Source organism: Pseudomonas sp. NFX5, from assembly GCF_049132125.1.
GTDB classification, from domain to species: domain Bacteria; phylum Pseudomonadota; class Gammaproteobacteria; order Pseudomonadales; family Pseudomonadaceae; genus Aquipseudomonas; species Aquipseudomonas marginalis.
The window spans coordinates 145,427-161,983 of sequence record NZ_JAFMZG010000014.1 but is presented as its reverse complement, the minus strand read 5'-3'; the positions used below and the strand labels follow the sequence as shown (position 1 = coordinate 161,983).

Below are 16,557 nucleotides of genomic sequence, written 5' to 3'. Positions count from 1 at the left end.
CAGCCCGGCTGCTAGATTACCGGGTTGAGCGCTGTTTCGTTCAGTGCTCAGCGTTCCGCTCGCCACGCAAGAGAATTCCATGACTGTCAGCACCCCCCTTTCCGGCGTCAACCATCCCTTCAAAGGCATTTTGCTGATCGTGTTGGCGACATTCCTGTTCTCCAGCCACGATGCCTTGTCCAAGTACCTGGCCGGGTTTTACCCGATCGTGATGGTGGTGTGGGCGCGCTACGTGGTGCACACCTTGCTGATGGCCGGGATTTTCCTGCCGCAATCGGGTTTGCGGGTGCTGCGCAGTAAACGACCGGGGATGCAGGTGGTGCGGGCCTTGTGCCTGTTGGGCACCAGCCTGTTTTTCACCACGGCGTTGCATTACATCCCGTTGGCGGAAGCCACGGCGGTGAACTTCCTTGCGCCAATCCTGGTGACGGCACTGTCGGTGCCGCTGCTCGGCGAACACGTGACACGCGGCCAATGGCTGGCGGTGATCTGCGGGTTTGTCGGCGTGCTGGTGATCATTCACCCAGGCGGTGAGTTGTTTACGCCGGCGGTGTTGCTGCCGCTGTGTTCGGCGCTGTTCTTCTGCTTCTACCAACTGCTCACGCGCATCCTCAGCCAATACGACACGCCCACCACCAGCAACTTCTTCGCCGGGCTGTGCAATACCTTGGTGATGAGTGCGATGGTGCCGTTCTTCTGGCAGGTGCCCACGCTGTGGCACGGGGTGCTGATGCTGGCGCTGGGCACCTGTGGGATGACTGCGCACTTGATGCTGACCCAGGCATTCCGCTTTGCCGCACCGGCCTTGCTGGCGCCGTTCGGCTATTGCCAGATCGTCTTCGCGGGGTTGTTGGGCTGGCTGGTGTTCAACCATACCCCCGATGTAACCACGGTGGTCGGCATCGGGGTGATCTGCATGAGCGGTCTGGCCGCTGCCTGGCAGCAGCGGCGCAGGTGATCAGGCGTCTACGGTCGGAATCTTGCGCGGTGCCATGAAGTACATCCAGGTCAGCGCAATGAAGTACATCGCCGGGATCAGGGTGAACAACACGGTGTAGTTGTTGTTGGTGACGGTGAGGATGTGGCCGACGATCTGGGTCATGAACATGCCGCCGATGGCCGCGCACATGCCGCCGAAACCGAACACCGTGCTCATCATGTGCTTGGGCGTGTAGTCCATCACCAGGCTCCAGATGTTGGCGGTCCACGCCTGGTGCGCACCGATGGCCAGGGAAATGGCAAACACCGCGACCCACAACTGGCTGGAGCCGGCCGCCATGATCACGCCGACGATGCAGCAGGCAAACAGCAACATCGACAGCAACCGCGCCTTGATTGAGTTCATCCCACGGCCGATCAGGAACGACGACAGAATCCCCCCGCCCACGCTGCCGAAGTCGGCGGTCAGATAGATGATGATCAGCGGGATACCCATCTGGGTCACGTTGATGCCCAGGTTGTATTGCTGGTTCAGGAACGGCGGCAGCCAATACAGGTAGAACCAGAACACCGGTGCAGTGAGTGCATAGGCGATGGCGAAGGCCCAGGTGCCGCGCATGCGCAGGATGCGGCTGAAGGGTACGCCGGGTTGTTCCGGTTCGACTTGCTGTTGCACGTAGTCCAGTTCGGATTGTTTGACGGTTGGGTGGTCTTCCGGGTTGTAGTACTTCAAACCCCAGAACACCAGCCAGATCGCGCCCAGCGACGCCATGCACAGGAACGCCGCCTGCCAGCCCCACACATGCAGGATCAGCGGCAGCAGCATCGGCGTCATCATCGCGCCAACGTTGGTACCGGCATTGAAGATACCGGTGGCCACCGCGCGCTCACCGGCGGGGAACCACAGGCGCGTGGTCTTCACGCAGGCCGGGTAGTTGGCGGCTTCGGTCAGCCCGAGGATAAAGCGGCAGACCATAAAGCCGACCGCCGAAGTGGCCAGGCCATGGGCACCGGTGGCCAGGCTCCACAACAGTACGGCGCAGAAGAACACGCGCTTGACGCCCACGCGGTCGATCAGCCGGCCTTGCAGCACAAAGCCGACGGCGTAGCCGACCTGGAACCAGAAATTGATGTTGGCGTAGTCCATCGCCGTCCAGCTCATTTCCTTGGCCAGGATCGGTTGCATCACGCCCAGGGCTGCGCGGTCGATGTAGTTGAGGGTGGTGGCAAAGAACACCAGGGCCAGCATGCCCCAGCGGGTTTTACCCACGGCGAGGGCGCCGCGGATCTTGTCGCCGATGCCGGCGTGCGGGGTGCCCGGGCGCGCGGCCAGGGCGGAGTTTTGCGAAGGCATGTGGTTGTACCCGTTTTTTGAAATTTTTATGAGGTGTTGTGGGTCTTCTTTTGGGTGTCGCTGCGTGATTGATGGTGCGCAGTGGCTAAAAAATCGTCAATTCGCCAAAGAGGCTTAGTGTTCGATAATCGCACCAAAAACTAACCGGTTCGTACATTTTAATTGCTGCGGGTAGTCTGGGGGCGAATAATTTGCCACAAACAACAATTGCCGGGAGTCGCCCATGCAACGTTCCATCGCCACCGTGTCCTTGAGCGGTACCCTGCCGGAAAAGCTCGAAGCCATTGCTGCCGCCGGGTTCGATGGGGTCGAGATCTTCGAAAACGACCTGTTGTATTACGACGGCAGCCCCCGTGAAGTCAGGCAGATGTGCGCCGACCTCGGCATCGCTATCACCTTGTTCCAGCCATTTCGCGACTTTGAAGGCTGCCGCCGCGATCGCCTGGCGCGCAACCTGGAGCGCGCCGAGCGCAAGTTCGACCTGATGCAGGAACTGGGCACCGACCTGGTGCTGGTGTGCAGCAATGCCTCGGCCGATTGCGTCGGGGATGAACGCATCCTGCTCGACGACCTCGGCCTGTTGGCCGAACACGCCGGCCGTCGCGGCCTGCGCATTGGTTATGAAGCGTTGGCCTGGGGCAAGCATGTAAACACCTGGCAGCAGGTGTGGAACCTGGTGCGCCAGGTCGATCACCCGAGCCTTGGGGTGTTGCTCGACAGCTTCCACACGCTGTCGCTCAAGGGCGACCCGAGCGCCATCGCGCAGATCCCCGGCGACAAGATCTTCTTCGTGCAGATGGCCGACGCGCCGATCCTGGCCATGGATGTGCTGGAGTGGAGCCGGCATTTTCGCTGCTTCCCCGGCCAGGGTGAATTCGACCTGGCGGGGTTCCTCGCGCCGATCATCAAGAGCGGCTACACCGGGCCGTTGTCCCTGGAAATTTTCAACGATGGCTTCCGCGCCGCGCCAACCCGCGCGAATGCGGCGGATGGCCTGCGCTCCCTGCTGTACCTGGAAGAGAAAACCCGCGAGCGCCTGCAACAGGAGGCGCCCGCGCAACCTGTCGAGATTCTGTTTGATACCCCGGCGGCCAGCGAATACGACGGTATCGAGTTCCTCGAATTCGCCGTGGATGAAAACCTCGGCGCCAAGCTCACCCATTGGCTGGAACGCCTGGGTTTCGTCAAGGCCGGCCAGCACCGCTCCAAGAGCGTGAGCCTATTGCGCCAGGGGGATATCAACCTGATCCTCAACTGCGAGCCCTATTCCTTTGCGCATAACTTTTTCGAGGCCCATGGGCCATCGTTGTGCGCCACGGCGATTCGGGTCAAGGACAGCGCCAAGGCCCTGGAACGGGCGGTGGCCTACAAAGGCCAGCCCTACCGCGGCCTGGTCGGGCCCAACGAGCTGGAGCTGGCGGCAGTGCGTGCGCCGGACGGCAGCCTGATTTACCTGGTTGATCAGAGTGAGGGCGGGATCTACGACACCGATTTCAATCTGCAAGCGTCCAGCGCGGCCGGCGGTGGTTTGCTGCGCATCGACCACATGGCCATGGCCTTGCCGGCCGACAGCCTCGACAGCTGGGTGCTGTTCTACAAGAGCCTGCTGGATTTCGAAGCCGATGACGAAGTGGTACTGCCCGACCCCTACGGCCTGGTGAAAAGCCGTGCGCTGCGCAGCCGTTGCAGCTCGATTCGCTTGCCGCTGAATATTTCCGAGAACCGCAACACCGCGATTTCCCACGCGCTGTCGAGCTATCGCGGCTCGGGTGTGCATCACATCGCCTTTGACTGCGCGGATATTTTTGCCGAAGTGCGCCGTGCCAAGGAGGCCGGGGTGCCGCTGCTGGATATTCCGCTCAACTACTACGATGACCTGGCCGCGCGCTTTGATTTCGATGATGAGTTCCTCAGCGAACTGGCGTACTACAACGTGTTGTACGACCGTGACGCCCAGGGCGGTGAGTTGTTTCATGTGTACACCGAGCCCTTCGAAGGACGGTTTTTCTTCGAGATCATCCAACGCAAGAACGGTTACGCCGGCTACGGCGCGGCCAACGTAGCGGTGCGCCTGGCGGCGATGGCCAAATCCCGCAGCGGCGCGGTGCGCCAGGCGCGTTTATAACGGTGGGCCAGGTGCTTCCTTCGTAGGACGCCTCGGCCCATAATCGCGGCCTGCACAACAAAAATGGCCGTGAGCGCACCATGACCTCAAGTCCCGAACTCCCCGCGGTGTCAGACGCACCGCGCAAGAGTCGTAAGAACAACCCGGAAAAGACCCGCGAGAACATTCTCCAGGAAGCCATCGTCGAGTTTGTTCAGCAGGGCCTGTCCGGCGCTCGCGTGGATGCCATCGCCGAGCGCATCCATACCTCCAAACGCATGATCTATTACTACTTCGGCAGCAAGGAGCAGTTGTACGTCGAGGTGCTGGAGAAGCTCTACGGCGATATTCGCAACACCGAAACGCGGATGAACCTCACCGCCCTGGAACCGCGTGAGGCGATCCGGCGGCTGGTGGAGTTCACCTTCGATCACCACGATCAGAACGTCGATTTCGTGCGTATTGTCAGCATTGAAAACATCCACAATGCCGAGTACGTGAAGCGCACCGAAACCATCAAGGCGATGAACAGCAAAATCCTCGAGGGGCTGGGCGTGACCTTGCGTCGGGGCGCCGAGATGGGGCTGTTTCGCGAAGGGCTGGAACCGTTGGACGTGCACCTGCTGATCAACTCATTCAGCTTTTACCGGGTGTCCAACCGCCATACGTTCAGTGAGATCTTTCAGATCGACCTGTCGGATGAGGCGGTTAAACAGCGGCATCGCGAGATGATTTGCGAATCGGTGCTGCGCTACCTGCAGGCCTGAGTACACCGCCTGACCCCATGTGGGAGGGCGCTTGGCTCCCTCCCAACTTTCAGATGTTCATGCTCTTGAAGTGCGCGAGCATCCGCTGCGCATCCGGCACCTCGCCACTGAACAACTCAAACGCCTTCACCGCCTGGAACACTGCCATGTTGCCGCCATCCAGGGTGCGGCAGCCCAAGGCGCGGGCATCGCGCAGCAGTTCGGTTTCCAGCGGGAAATACACAATTTCAGCCACCCACAGTTCGGCTCTCAGCAGGGCCGCGGGCACTGGTGTGCCGGGCAGCTTGGCCATGCCCATGGGCGTGGTGTTGACCAGGCCATCCGCCTCGGCCATGGCGTTCTCCAGGTGGGTGCCGACCTGGGCGCGACCGGCGCCGAAACGCTGGGCGAGGTTATCCACAAGGTCGCGGGCGCGGCTGGGTTCCACATCGAAAATACTCAAGTGTTCGACACCTTCCGCCAATAGCGCATGCGCCACTGCGGCACCGGCGCCACCCGCGCCCATCTGCACCACGCGTTGGCGCGGCACATCGTTGAGGTTGCGGCGAAAGCCTTCGGCAAATCCCAGGCAGTCGGTGTTATGGCCGATACGCTTGCCGTCCTTGAAGACCACGGTGTTGACCGCGCCGATGCCTCGGGCCTCGTCGGACAAATCATCGAGCAACGGCAGGATTGCCTGTTTGCACGGGTAGGTAATGTTCAACCCGGTGAAGTGCATCAACTCGGCGGCGTCCAGCAGGTCGGGCAGGGCGTTGATGTCCAGGTGCAGGGGCTCAAGGTCAATCAGGCGATACAGGTAGCGCAAACCTTGGGCGTCGCCTTCCTGTTCATGCAAGGCGGGGGTGCGGGAGGCCTGGATGCCGGCGCCGATCAGGCCGGCGAGGATGCGCGGTTTCATCGGGCCGACCCCTTCAACAACTGGCTGAAATGTTCCAGGGCCAAGTGGTAGCCATGGCTGCCAAAGCCCGCGAGCACCGCCTTGGCGATGGGCGACACAAACGAGTGATGCCGAAACGCCTCGCGCGCATGCACATTGGATAAGTGCACCTCGATCACCGGCACTTCACTGGCCACCAGGGCATCGCGAATCGCCACCGAGGTGTGGGTCCAGGCTGCCGGGTTGATCACGATACCGGCGCAGCGGGCGCGGGCGCCGTGGATCCAGTCGAGCAGTTCGCCTTCGTGGTTGGTCTGGCGGAATTCGATTTTAAGCCCCAGTTGTTCGGCGCTGCGGCCGCACAGGGCAGCGACGTCGGCCAGGGTTTCATGGCCGTAGGTCGCGGGTTCGCGGGTGCCGAGCAGGTTGAGGTTGGGGCCGTTGAGCACCAGCACGATGGGCGGCATACGGGGGATCTCCACAGTTCTTGTTGGTTGTGGGGATAAAATGTACTGGTTAGTTAATTTGGTCAATTGATGACGGCAGATGTGTTCGATTACCGAACCGTTAATCAGACGTGTCCGGCGCTCGAATCAGATTAGATATCAATTGAAAACCATTCTCGACAACGCTTAAGATGCCGCCTGTTTCCTTTACATTCCAGGGAGTCGGTTTGTCGGACGTGGATCTCAAAGGCCTGTTTCTCAAGCACGCCGATACCCTGCGCGGGTATCTGGCGCGCAAGGTACGGGACCCGCAGTTGGCGGCCGACCTGGTGCAGGAGAGCTTCCTGCGCCTGGCGGAAAAACCTGCCGGCGAGCGTATCGACAACTCCCAGGGCTATCTCTATCGAACGGCGAGCAATCTGCTGATCGACCATATTCGCCAGGAAGCGCGGCGCAAGACAGACTCCGTGCCCCATGAGGCGCTGGCCGAGATTGAAGATGAAGTGGCCGGGTTGGAGGCTCAGGCAATGGCGCAGCAACAGCGACAGGCATTGAAGCAGGCGTTGGCGGAATTGCCGGAACGCACCCAGCAGATCTTCCGTCTGAACCGTATAGAGGGCATGACCCACGCCCAGGTCGCCCGGCATTTGGATATCTCCGACAGCTCCGTGCAAAAGCACCTGGCCAAGGCGCTGGCGTATGTGATGCAGCGCTTGCAGGACGGCGAGGTGGAGCCAGCCGACGAATGAATTACGGAAAAACCTCAGCTCAGACGTCACAGCGTCATATAACGAAAAATTCGAGATTCACACGTGAATAGCCAGGGTCCGCAACAGCACAGCATTACCGAGGAGGCCGCCGAGTGGGCGGTGCGCCTGCACGCCGGTGCCCTGACCGACCAGGAGCAGGCCGAGCTGCGCCAGTGGATCGCCTGCGACAGCCGCCACGAAGCGGCGCTGCGCTTTGCCGAACAGACCTGGGCGGCGTTGGGCGAGGTGCATAAGGACGAGAGCGTTCACCGCCAGCGCCCCGCGACTGCAGCGCTGCCCGTGCGTCGCTCCCTGCGGCGCAGGCCTTGGCAACGTGCGGCGGCGGTCGCGCTGGTCGTGGTGGTGGTCGGCGTCGGCTGGCTGCGCGGGCCGGACGCCTGGCTGCGCATGCAGGCCGACTATGTCACCCAAAAGGGCGAGGTACGCACCGTACACTTGGCCGATGGCAGCACGGTGGAGTTGGATTCCGCCAGTGCCATCCGCCTGGATTACGACGGCGTGCAGCGGCGTATCAGCCTGATCCAGGGCTCGGCGATTTTTGATGTGGCGCCGATGGTGGGTCAGGAGACCCGTCCGTTCGTGGTGCAGAGCGCCGGCGGGCAGACGCGGGCGTTGGGCACGCGGTTTGTGGTGGAGCGCGAGGCCGACCGCCGTGCTTGGGTGGGCGTGTTGCAGCACAGCGTCGAAGTGTCTTTGCACGCCTCGCCGAAAAAAGGCCCGAGCGATCGGGTGCTCCAGGAGGGCCAGGCTGCGCGCTACAACGCCCAGGAGGGGGTGGTGCCCCTGGATCAGTTCGATGTAGACCGTGCCACCAGTTGGCGACGCGGCGTACTGATCTTTGACCGCCAGCCCCTGGCCAAGGTCATTGAGCAGCTCAATCGCTACCGTCCGGGGCGGGTGGTGTTGACCCATTCCGATTTGGGCGAGCGCGAAGTCAGCGGCGTCTTCCGTCTCGACATGCTCGACAGCGCCCTCGGAACGCTCACCCAGGAACTTCAAGTGCAACGCTTGGACCTGGCAGGCCTCAGCCTGATCTATTGATGACCCGGTGGGAGGCCTGCTCTCACCCGCTTAAAACCCCCCTTCGCAAAAACTTTTTAAAAAACCTTACTGACTTCCTGTGCCTCGTACGTCTTGCTAGGTGAGAAGCATTCGCATAAACAAACATACGATCAGCGCAGGGAAACCAGAAATGTCAGCACTCACCAAGGGGCGTATCACCGGTAGCCGGTTAGCCCTGGCCATCCACTTGGGTCTGTTCGCCGCGGCCGCTCCCGTGTATGCGGTGCAACCTCAGGTGGACGCTGCCCAGTCGGCGGTGCGGGTGTTCGATGTCCCGGCGCAATCCTTGGGCAGTGCCGTATTGGCCTTTGCCGACCAGGCCGGTCTGCAGGTGCTATTTGACAGCCCGCGCCTGCAAGGCTTGCGCAGCACCGCGCTCAAAGGCAGCTTCAGCGTGCAGGAAGGGCTTGGCCGTTTGCTCGGTGCCACGCCGGTGGAATATCGCTTTACCGGTGAGCGCCAGGTCACCCTCAACCGTGTCAGTGACGACCCCGACGGCGCCATGACCGTGGGCACCACCACCATCACCGGCAACACCAACGGCCAGGCCAGCGACTGGGTGTACCAGACCCCAAAGTCCGTGGCGGTGATCAGCCGCGACATGATCGATAAACGTCCGCCCCGTCACGCCGCCGACATGCTCGAAGAAACCGCTGGCGTCTACACCGCCGTCAACCAGCGCGACCCCGGCCTGTCGGTGAATATTCGCGGTGTGCAGGACTATGGCCGGGTGAACATGAACATCGACGGCATGCGCCAGAACTTCAATGTCAACGGCCACCAGCAGCGCAACGGCACCATGCTGATCGACCCGGAGTTCATCTCCAGCATCGAGATCGACAAAGGCAGCCAGTCGGGGCAGGGCGGTGCGGCCGTGCTGGGCGGCATTGCTTCGTTCAAGACCCTGGATGCCAGTGAGTTCCTCAAGGACGGCAAGGACTACGGCGGCCGCCTTCGCGCCGGCAGCGGCATCGGTGAGCTGGGTAACGGCACCGACTTCAACGGCAGTGGCGTGTTTGCCTTTGGTGATGAGCGCGGCGATGTCGTGCTGGGCTACAGCGAGCGGCATTTCGGTAACTACCGCGCCGGCCGGCACAACGACGACAACCTGGGCACCAACCTGCGCGCCAGGTCATCTGCCCCTGCGGCCTTCGACGACTGGTTGAACAGCGAAGTCGGCGACACCGGCAGCGTGACCCGCTCGCAGATCGTCAAGTTCGGCCTGAACCTGCCCAACGACCAGCGCGTGCAGTTGAGCTACCTGGAAACCGACACCGACAGTAACGATGCCTGGGGCTATATCGCCAACGACCTTCAGAGCACCTACTACGTACGCACCAGCAAAAACAATCTCAACGCCAAAAACGTCGCGCTGGACTACAGCTACAGCCCGGACAACCCGCTGATCGATCTCAAGGCCAAGCTCTATTACGTCACCACCCAGATGGATCGCGGCAACGCCCCCAACCTGTCGTCGCCAGGTACCGGTAACTACGTCGGCGCCTACACCGATCACTTCCAGACCGACACCTGGGGCCTGCAGGGGGACAACAGCTCGCGGTTCGATTTTGGCGACCAGGGGCATGTCACCTGGAACTACGGGGTGGAGCTGTACCAGGACGAGTTCAAGCCCCGCACCAACAAAGTTGAAGCCACCAACAACCTGGGCTTGTTGCCTTACGCAGAGGGCAGCACCCCAGGGGGCAAGCGCACCATCGCCAGCCTGTTCAACAACGCGCAGTACGAATATGGCGGCTGGCTGACCCTGGATGCGGGCTTGCGTTATGACCGCTATCGGCTCGAAGGCGAAACCGGCATGACCCTGTACCGGCGTGATCGCTTCTACAACAGCCTTGTCGGTGCCAGGCGTGTCTCGGAAGTGATCGAGGTCGACCGTGAAGAAGGCCAGTTTTCCCCCACCTTCGGTCTCGCGGTGAAACCGGGCGTGGACTGGCTGCAACTCTATACCCGGTGGGGCAAGGGCTGGCGGCCACCGGCGGTGACCGAAACCTTCATGACCGGTCGGCCCCACGGTGGCGGTTCGGGAGAGCGCGTATTTCCCAACCCCTACCTCAAGCCTGAAGAGTCACGGGATTGGGAAGTGGGCATGAATGTCTTCAAGGAAGGCTTGTTTTTCAGTGACGATCGCCTCGGCATGAAGGTGGCTTACTTCGATACCCGGATCGAAAACTTCTCTTTCCTCAACACCAGCGTCAGCTTGCCGGAAACCCAGGTGGGTGGATTCCTCGGGACCATGGCTTACGTCAATAACACCAACCCGACGCGTTTTCGCGGGGTCGAATACCAGCTCAATTACGACATGGGGCGCGCGTACGCCAACCTCAGCTACACCCACATGATCGGCAGCAATGAGTTCTGCTCGAAGAACTATTACATGGGCGGTGCCAAGACCACCGGGCCAAGGACTACTCGCCTGGAGCGTTTCACCCTGCCGGATGGGCGCATCGGCATACGGCCGGTCACCACCTATGAGGTGTTGGATGACGACGTCGCCAACAACAAGGAAAGCTGCGGACGAATCATGGGGAACGCCACGTACATGCCGGCCGATCGCGGCTCGCTGACCCTGGGTACGCGCTTCCTGGAAAAACGCCTGGATACGGGTGTGCGTGTGCGCTACAGCTCGGGCAACGGCGAAAACCTCAATCAGCAGGGCTACGAGCTTATGGATCAGGCGATGTGGCCCAAGTACACGCTCTACGACCTGTACGCCAGTTACTGGATGACGGATCAACTGAACATTGCACTGGCGTTGGAAAACGCCACTGATGAAGCCTATTTCGTCGCCATGGGCGACGCCAACAACCTCAGCCTGGCGCGCGGGCGAACCCTGAGCGGCATGTTGGAATACAAATTCTGATCAGCGTGCGCAGGCACTTGATCAACGGTTTTGCCCATGGGTGGGCAAAAAGGCGCGCCGCACCGGCGTGCTCATCAACAACGTTGTTTAACGAGGTTTAGCGATGACTATTTCTGTTAGCTACGATTCGGGCCTGGGTTCTCTGTCGGTATCGGACTACCTGAGCTCGTGGGCAGTGGGGTTCAACACCGCAGGGCACGGCACCAGCAACACCGGCGGCTTCAGCAACGGCACCCTCAGCGGCGACCAGTATTCGACCCACGGCGCCAACAACTCCGAGTACGCGTTCATCGCCGACAGCGATACCAGCAATGGCCTGCACTATGTGTTCAACCCGTCGTTGCCCGCCAGCAGCAACCTGAACCACTACCTGTGGGGCGACCTGGATAACGTGCAACTGGGTACAGGCCTGGGCGGCGGCAGTGGCAGCGACTTCTCCCTGAGCGACTTCAAGGTCGCGTTCAACGGCCTCGACCTGAGCGCCGCCGAGGGCGCCGGCCGGGCTGGCAACGACGTACAAAGCGTTATCTACGGTTTGATGCAGGGCAACACCGCCGCGCTGGAAACCGTGCTCAACAACCTGCTCGACGACTTTGGCCTGTCCACTGCCAGCACCTTCGACGAAGTGTCTGCGGGCCTGGCGGCACACGCCAGCGCAGTGTCCACCGACGTTGCCCTGGTGGGCGTGCAGGACGTGGCACAGGACTGGGCACTCGCTGCCTGAACCTGCTGCCGCCTGAAAAAAGCGAATGGAAGATCGCTCTCCCATTCGCCGTACTACACCGCCGTCGCCCAAGCCTTCTAACTCTTCCGGCGACGGCGGTGCCGAATTCTGCGCAGCGCCGTATCGGCTGTCAACGCGGCGACGCTGCACGTTCAACCCCACGAGAATCCCCAGATGCGCCACGTCGGCAACGAAACCCTGGCCGCCCTCACGGCCTATAAAAGTGGCTTCTTCAACATCGGCCTGTTCTCGGCGGTGATCAACCTGCTGATGCTGGCTCCGGCGCTGTACATGCTGCAGGTATATGACCGGGTGCTGGCCTCGAGCAATCAGATGACCCTGTTGATGCTGACGCTGATGATCCTCGGCCTGTTCGGCCTGATGGGGGCGTTGGAGTGGGTGCGCAGCCAGGTGGTGATCCGCCTCGGCACGCAGATGGACATGGGCCTGAACCAACGGGTCTACGACGCCGCGTTCGAAGCGCAACTCAAGGGCGGCACCCAGGCGGCGGGCCAGGCGTTGCATGACCTGACCACCTTGCGCCAGTTCGCCACCGGCCAGGCGCTGTTCGCGTTTTTCGATGCGCCGTGGTTTCCGGTGTACCTGCTGGTGATCTTCCTGTTCCACCCCTGGCTTGGCCTGCTGGCGCTGGGCGGCGCAGCGATACTGATCGCGTTGGCGTGGATCAACCACCATGTCAGCCAGACGCCGATGGCCCAGGCCAGCCAACTGTCCATCCACGCCTGCCAGCAGGCCACGGCCAACCTGCGCAATGCCGACAGCATCGAAGCCATGGGCATGCTCGCCACCTTGCGCGGGCGTTGGTTCAATCAGCACCAGGCGTTCCTCGCCCAGCAAAACCTGGCCAGTGAAAAGACCGCCGCCGTCACCGCCTGGTCCAAGGGCGTACGCCTGGCCTTGCAATCGCTGGTACTCGGCCTGGGCGCGTTGCTGGCGGTGCAGGGCGATATCACGCCGGGGATGATGATTGCCGGCTCGATCCTGATGGGGCGGTTGCTGAGCCCCATCGACCAACTGATCGGCGTCTGGAAACAATGGGGCTCGGCGCGCCTGGCCTACGAGCGCTTGTCGCAACTGCTGGCGGCCAACCCGGCGCGACCGCCGCGCATGAGCCTGCCGGTGCCCAAGGGCCAGTTGAGCGTCGAGCACATCAGCGCCTGCGCCCCCGGTAGCCGTCGACCGGCGCTGGCCAATCTGGGGTTCAACCTGCCAGCGGGGGACGTGCTCGGCGTGATCGGACCTTCCGGCTGCGGCAAATCCACCCTGGCGCGGGTGCTGGTGGGCGCCTGGGCACCGCTGGCCGGCAAGGTGCGGCTGGACGGCGCCGACCTGGCCCAGTGGGACAAACAGCAACTCGGCCCGCACATCGGCTACCTGCCCCAGGACATTCAATTGTTCGCCGGCAGCATCGCCGACAACATCGCACGGTTTGCCGAACTGGATAGCGACAACGTCCTGGCCGCCGCGAAAATGGCCGGCGTACATGAACTGATCCTGCAACTGCCCCAAGGCTATGACACGCAATTGGGGGAGGGCGGCGCGGGGTTGTCCGGTGGGCAAAAGCAACGCGTGGCCCTGGCCCGTGCGCTGTACGGCCTGCCGGCGTTGATCGTGCTGGATGAGCCCAACGCCAACCTCGACGAAGTGGGCGAGCAGGCGCTGCTCCAGGCCATCACCCAGCTTAAGCAGCAGCGCCGCACGGTGATCCTGATTACCCACAAAGCCAATGTGCTGAGCCTGACCGACCAGTTGCTGATCCTCAAGGACGGCCAGTTGCAGGCCTTTGGTCCGACGGCGCGGGTGCTGGAGGCACGGCAGAAACCGGCAGCCTCCAAACCGGTGTCGACCCTGAGCATGAGCTACCGCCTCGGCGAAGGAAAACAGGCATGAGCATGAGTAAGCCGGTGCTGGTCAGCGACCGCCCTCACACGGTGTTGGCGCTGGATGACAAAAAATATTCGCGCCTGGGCTGGTTGTTGGTGCTTGGCGGCTTTGCCGGATTTATCGGCTGGGCCGCGTTGGCGCCGCTGGACAAGGGCGTGGCGGTGTCGGGCAAGGTCATGGTCTCTGGCCATCGCAAGACCGTGCAGCATCCTGCCGGGGGCATCGTCGAGCGTATCGAGGTGCGTGACGGTGATGTGGTCAACGCCGGCCAGGTGCTGTTGCGCTTGAAGGAGACGCCCTTGCGCGGGCAGATGCAGTCGCTGCGCAGCCAGTACCTGGCGTCCCTGGCCAGTGAGGCGCGCTTGAGTGCGGAAAGCGAAGGGCTGCCCGCCATCACCTTCGGTCCTGAATTGCTCAACGAGCCGGAGGCGGCCAACACCCTGAACCTGCAACGGCAACTGTTCACCAGCCGCGCCCAGGCGCTGGCCACCGAGCAGCAAGGCCTGCGCGAAACCATCGCCGGCGCCGAGGCGCAGTTGCGCGGCACGCGGGATTCCCAGGCGAGCAAGCTGCAGCAACGCGCGGCATTGAACGAGCAACTGCAAGGGCTGCGCGAGTTGGCGCGCGATGGCTATATCCCGCGCAATCGCCTGCTCGACAGCGAGCGCCTGTACGCCCAGGTCGACGGCGCGATTGCCGAAGACTACGGACGCATCGGCCAGTTGCAGCGCCAGGTTGTGGAACTGCGCCTGCGCATCCGCCAGCTCGGCGAAGAGTTCCAGAAAGACCTGCGCGGCCAGTTGGCCGAGACCCGTACCCGCAGCGATGACCTGCGTAACCGCCTGGCGTCGGCCGAGTTCGAACTGGCCAACAGCCTGGTGCGGGCGCCGGCCTCGGGGGTGGTGGTCGGATTGGAGGTGTACACCGAAGGCGGCGTGATCAAGCCCGGCCAGGCCCTGATGGACATCGTGCCCCAGGGCGAACCGCTGTGGGTGGAAGCGCGGGTGCCGGTGCAAATGATCGACAAGGTGCATCCGGGCCTACCGGTGGAGTTGCTGTTCTCGGCGTTCAACCAGGCCACCACCCCACGGGTGGCCGGTGAGGTGACGCTGGTCTCCGCCGACCGCCAGGTCGATGAGCGCACCGATGAGCCTTATTACACCGTGCGCGCCCAGGTCAGTGCGGGGGGCATGCAACAACTGGACGGCGTGCGGATTCGTCCGGGCATGCCGGTGGAAACCTTCATCAAGACCGGTGAGCGTTCGATGCTCAACTACCTGTTCAAACCCTTGCTGGACCGTACCCACATGGCCCTGGTGGAAGAATGAAGGCGCTGTTTTTGACCCTGTGCCTGAGCGTTACACCGGCGGCACATGCCTTGGGTTTGCTCGACGCCTACGACCTCGCCCTGCGCAATGACCCGACCTTCCAGGCCGCCATCCAGGAGCGCGAGGCCGGTGAAGAGAACCGCGTGATCGGCCGAGCGGCGTTATTGCCGAACCTGTCCTGGAGCTATAACAACTCGCGCAACGAATCCGAAGTTACCCAAAGCACCGCCGTCGGCGATGTCACCAGCGACCGTGATTACCGCAGCTATGCCTCGACCCTGACTTTGCAGCAACCGTTGCTGGACTACGAAGCCTACGCGCGCTTTCGCCAAGGCACCGCCCAGGCGCTTATGGCCGATGAGCGTTTTCGCAGTAAGAGTCAGGAGTTGGCCGTGCGCGTGCTCAGTGCCTACAGCCAGGCGCTGCTGGCGCAGGAACGCATCGAGTTGAGCCGTGCGCAGAAACGTGCGTATGCCGAACGCCTGCAACTCAATGATCGCCTGCTCAAAGGTGGCGAAGGCACGCGCACCGATGTACTCGAAACCCAGGCACGCTTGAGCTTGGCCCAGGCGGAGGAAATCGAGTCGCTGGACGCCCAGGACAGCGCCTTGCGCGAGCTGGAAGCGATTGTCGGCCAACCGTTGCAGATCGAAGCGCTGGCACCCCTGGCCCGCCCATTCGACATCCCGCCCCTGGAGCCCAACCGCTTCGAAACCTGGCGCGAACTGGCCATGGCCAACAACCCCGAACTCAAGTCCCAGCACCACGCGCTGGACGTGGCGTCCTACGAAGTGGAGCGCAAACGCGCCGGGCACATGCCCAAGGTCAGCCTGTACGCCAGCAGCCGCCAGACCAGCTCCGATTCGGAAAGCAGCTACAACCAGAAGTACGACACCAACAGCGTCGGCATCCAGGTCAGCCTGCCGTTGTTTGCCGGCGGCTCGGTGTCGGCCTCTACGCGCCAGGCGGCCAATCAACTGTCCCAGGCCCAATACGAGCTGGACGCACACACCTCGGCGACGCTGGTGGAGCTGCGCAAGCAGTTCAACCTCAACACCAGTGGTGCGGCGAAAGTGCGTGCCTACGAGATGGCCGTCAGCTCAGCCACCGCACTGGTTACTGCGACCAGAAAGAGCGTCAGCGGCGGTGAGCGGGTCAACCTCGACGTACTCGACGCCGAACAACAACTCTTCACCGCCCGCCGCGACCTGGCCAATGCGCGGCATGCGTATCTGCTGGCCAGGATTCAGTTGAAGTATTACGCGGGGTTGCTGAGCGAGCAGGACTTGCGGGCGTTGGCGGGGTACTTCCAGCCTTCGGCATGAGTGGTTACAACCCGGCATTCGTCGGGTTTTTTGTGGTTACTAATCTGTGAAACAGCTTCGGGAATAGGGAGCCGG

Annotated in this window: 13 protein-coding genes; 10 read left to right on the top strand and 3 right to left on the bottom strand. The window is 62.3% G+C overall.

Translation table 11 applies throughout. From position 1 onward, the window contains the following. The first annotated feature begins 79 nt into the window (after positions 1-79). Positions 80-958: a DMT family transporter gene (locus tag J1N02_RS09420; protein WP_027605286.1), complete on the top strand. Its 879-nt coding sequence runs from the start codon at positions 80-82 to the stop codon at positions 956-958. Here J1N02_RS09420 and J1N02_RS09415 read toward each other — a convergent pair whose 3' ends face one another. Then, positions 959-2,293, bottom strand: a complete 1,335-nt coding sequence (locus tag J1N02_RS09415) for an MFS transporter (protein WP_027605287.1) — start codon at positions 2,291-2,293, stop codon at positions 959-961. Between the two features lie 223 nt (positions 2,294-2,516). Between J1N02_RS09415 and quiC the strand changes: the two genes are divergently transcribed. Together quiC and J1N02_RS09405 are read left to right on the top strand one after the other, a co-directional pair. Continuing rightward, positions 2,517-4,418, top strand: coding sequence for a 3-dehydroshikimate dehydratase QuiC (gene quiC / locus J1N02_RS09410; RefSeq protein ID WP_027605288.1), 1,902 nt, complete (start codon positions 2,517-2,519; stop codon positions 4,416-4,418). A gap of 80 nt (positions 4,419-4,498) precedes the next feature. Continuing rightward, positions 4,499-5,164 carry a TetR/AcrR family transcriptional regulator gene (locus tag J1N02_RS09405; RefSeq protein WP_027605289.1) on the top strand — a complete coding sequence of 222 codons (666 nt, stop codon included), beginning with the start codon at positions 4,499-4,501 and terminating at the stop codon, positions 5,162-5,164. Positions 5,165-5,213: 49 nt separating this feature from the next. Here J1N02_RS09405 and J1N02_RS09400 read toward each other — a convergent pair whose 3' ends face one another. Both J1N02_RS09400 and aroQ read right to left on the bottom strand, forming a co-directional pair. Beyond that, positions 5,214-6,062, bottom strand: a complete 849-nt coding sequence (locus J1N02_RS09400; protein WP_414886728.1) for a shikimate dehydrogenase — start codon at positions 6,060-6,062, stop codon at positions 5,214-5,216. Then, entirely contained in the window at positions 6,059-6,508 is a 450-nt protein-coding gene (gene aroQ / locus J1N02_RS09395) for a type II 3-dehydroquinate dehydratase (protein ID WP_010206717.1), read from the bottom strand. Before aroQ ends, J1N02_RS09400 begins: the two co-directional genes overlap by 4 nt. 206 nt (positions 6,509-6,714) lie before the next feature. Here aroQ and J1N02_RS09390 point away from each other — a divergent pair, with 206 nt between their 5' ends. The 7 genes from J1N02_RS09390 to J1N02_RS09360 all read left to right on the top strand — a co-directional run bounded on the left by J1N02_RS09390 (position 6,715) and on the right by J1N02_RS09360 (position 16,482). Further along, a complete protein-coding gene (locus J1N02_RS09390) occupies positions 6,715-7,236 on the top strand; it encodes an RNA polymerase sigma factor (protein ID WP_065925006.1) in 522 nt (173 codons plus the stop codon). A gap of 63 nt (positions 7,237-7,299) precedes the next feature. After that, entirely contained in the window at positions 7,300-8,298 is a 999-nt protein-coding gene (locus J1N02_RS09385) for a FecR family protein (RefSeq protein WP_421147316.1), read from the top strand. Between the two features lie 151 nt (positions 8,299-8,449). Then, positions 8,450-11,200, top strand: a complete 2,751-nt coding sequence (locus J1N02_RS09380) for a TonB-dependent hemoglobin/transferrin/lactoferrin family receptor (protein WP_421147315.1) — start codon at positions 8,450-8,452, stop codon at positions 11,198-11,200. A 103-nt stretch (positions 11,201-11,303) separates the two neighbouring features. Continuing rightward, positions 11,304-11,924: a heme acquisition protein HasA gene (locus tag J1N02_RS09375; RefSeq protein WP_065924157.1), complete on the top strand. Its 621-nt coding sequence runs from the start codon at positions 11,304-11,306 to the stop codon at positions 11,922-11,924. 174 nt (positions 11,925-12,098) lie between these two features. Then, positions 12,099-13,835: a type I secretion system permease/ATPase gene (locus J1N02_RS09370; protein ID WP_421147314.1), complete on the top strand. Its 1,737-nt coding sequence runs from the start codon at positions 12,099-12,101 to the stop codon at positions 13,833-13,835. Then, entirely contained in the window at positions 13,832-15,157 is a 1,326-nt protein-coding gene (locus J1N02_RS09365; protein ID WP_027605296.1) for an HlyD family type I secretion periplasmic adaptor subunit, read from the top strand. The genes J1N02_RS09370 and J1N02_RS09365 overlap by 4 nt, the downstream gene beginning before the upstream one ends. Beyond that, complete coding sequence (locus tag J1N02_RS09360; RefSeq protein WP_027605297.1) at positions 15,154-16,482, top strand: TolC family outer membrane protein; 1,329 nt, start codon at positions 15,154-15,156, stop codon at positions 16,480-16,482. The genes J1N02_RS09365 and J1N02_RS09360 overlap by 4 nt, the downstream gene beginning before the upstream one ends. Positions 16,483-16,557 lie beyond the last annotated feature (75 nt).

Excerpts from the sequence above, each read along its gene's own strand:
- aroQ (WP_010206717.1), bottom strand. The coding sequence starts at position 6,508 with ATGCCGCCCATCGTGCTGGTGCTCAACGGCCCCAACCTCAACCTGCTC.
- J1N02_RS09360 (WP_027605297.1), top strand. The coding sequence starts at position 15,154 with ATGAAGGCGCTGTTTTTGACCCTGTGCCTGAGCGTTACACCGGCGGCA.
- J1N02_RS09365 (WP_027605296.1), top strand. The coding sequence starts at position 13,832 with ATGAGCATGAGTAAGCCGGTGCTGGTCAGCGACCGCCCTCACACGGTG.
- J1N02_RS09405 (WP_027605289.1), top strand. The coding sequence starts at position 4,499 with ATGACCTCAAGTCCCGAACTCCCCGCGGTGTCAGACGCACCGCGCAAG.
- J1N02_RS09415 (WP_027605287.1), bottom strand. The coding sequence starts at position 2,293 with ATGCCTTCGCAAAACTCCGCCCTGGCCGCGCGCCCGGGCACCCCGCAC.
- J1N02_RS09375 (WP_065924157.1), top strand. The coding sequence starts at position 11,304 with ATGACTATTTCTGTTAGCTACGATTCGGGCCTGGGTTCTCTGTCGGTA.
- quiC (WP_027605288.1), top strand. The coding sequence starts at position 2,517 with ATGCAACGTTCCATCGCCACCGTGTCCTTGAGCGGTACCCTGCCGGAA.
- J1N02_RS09400 (WP_414886728.1), bottom strand. The coding sequence starts at position 6,062 with ATGAAACCGCGCATCCTCGCCGGCCTGATCGGCGCCGGCATCCAGGCC.
- J1N02_RS09420 (WP_027605286.1), top strand. The coding sequence starts at position 80 with ATGACTGTCAGCACCCCCCTTTCCGGCGTCAACCATCCCTTCAAAGGC.
- J1N02_RS09370 (WP_421147314.1), top strand. The coding sequence starts at position 12,099 with ATGCGCCACGTCGGCAACGAAACCCTGGCCGCCCTCACGGCCTATAAA.
- J1N02_RS09380 (WP_421147315.1), top strand. The coding sequence starts at position 8,450 with ATGTCAGCACTCACCAAGGGGCGTATCACCGGTAGCCGGTTAGCCCTG.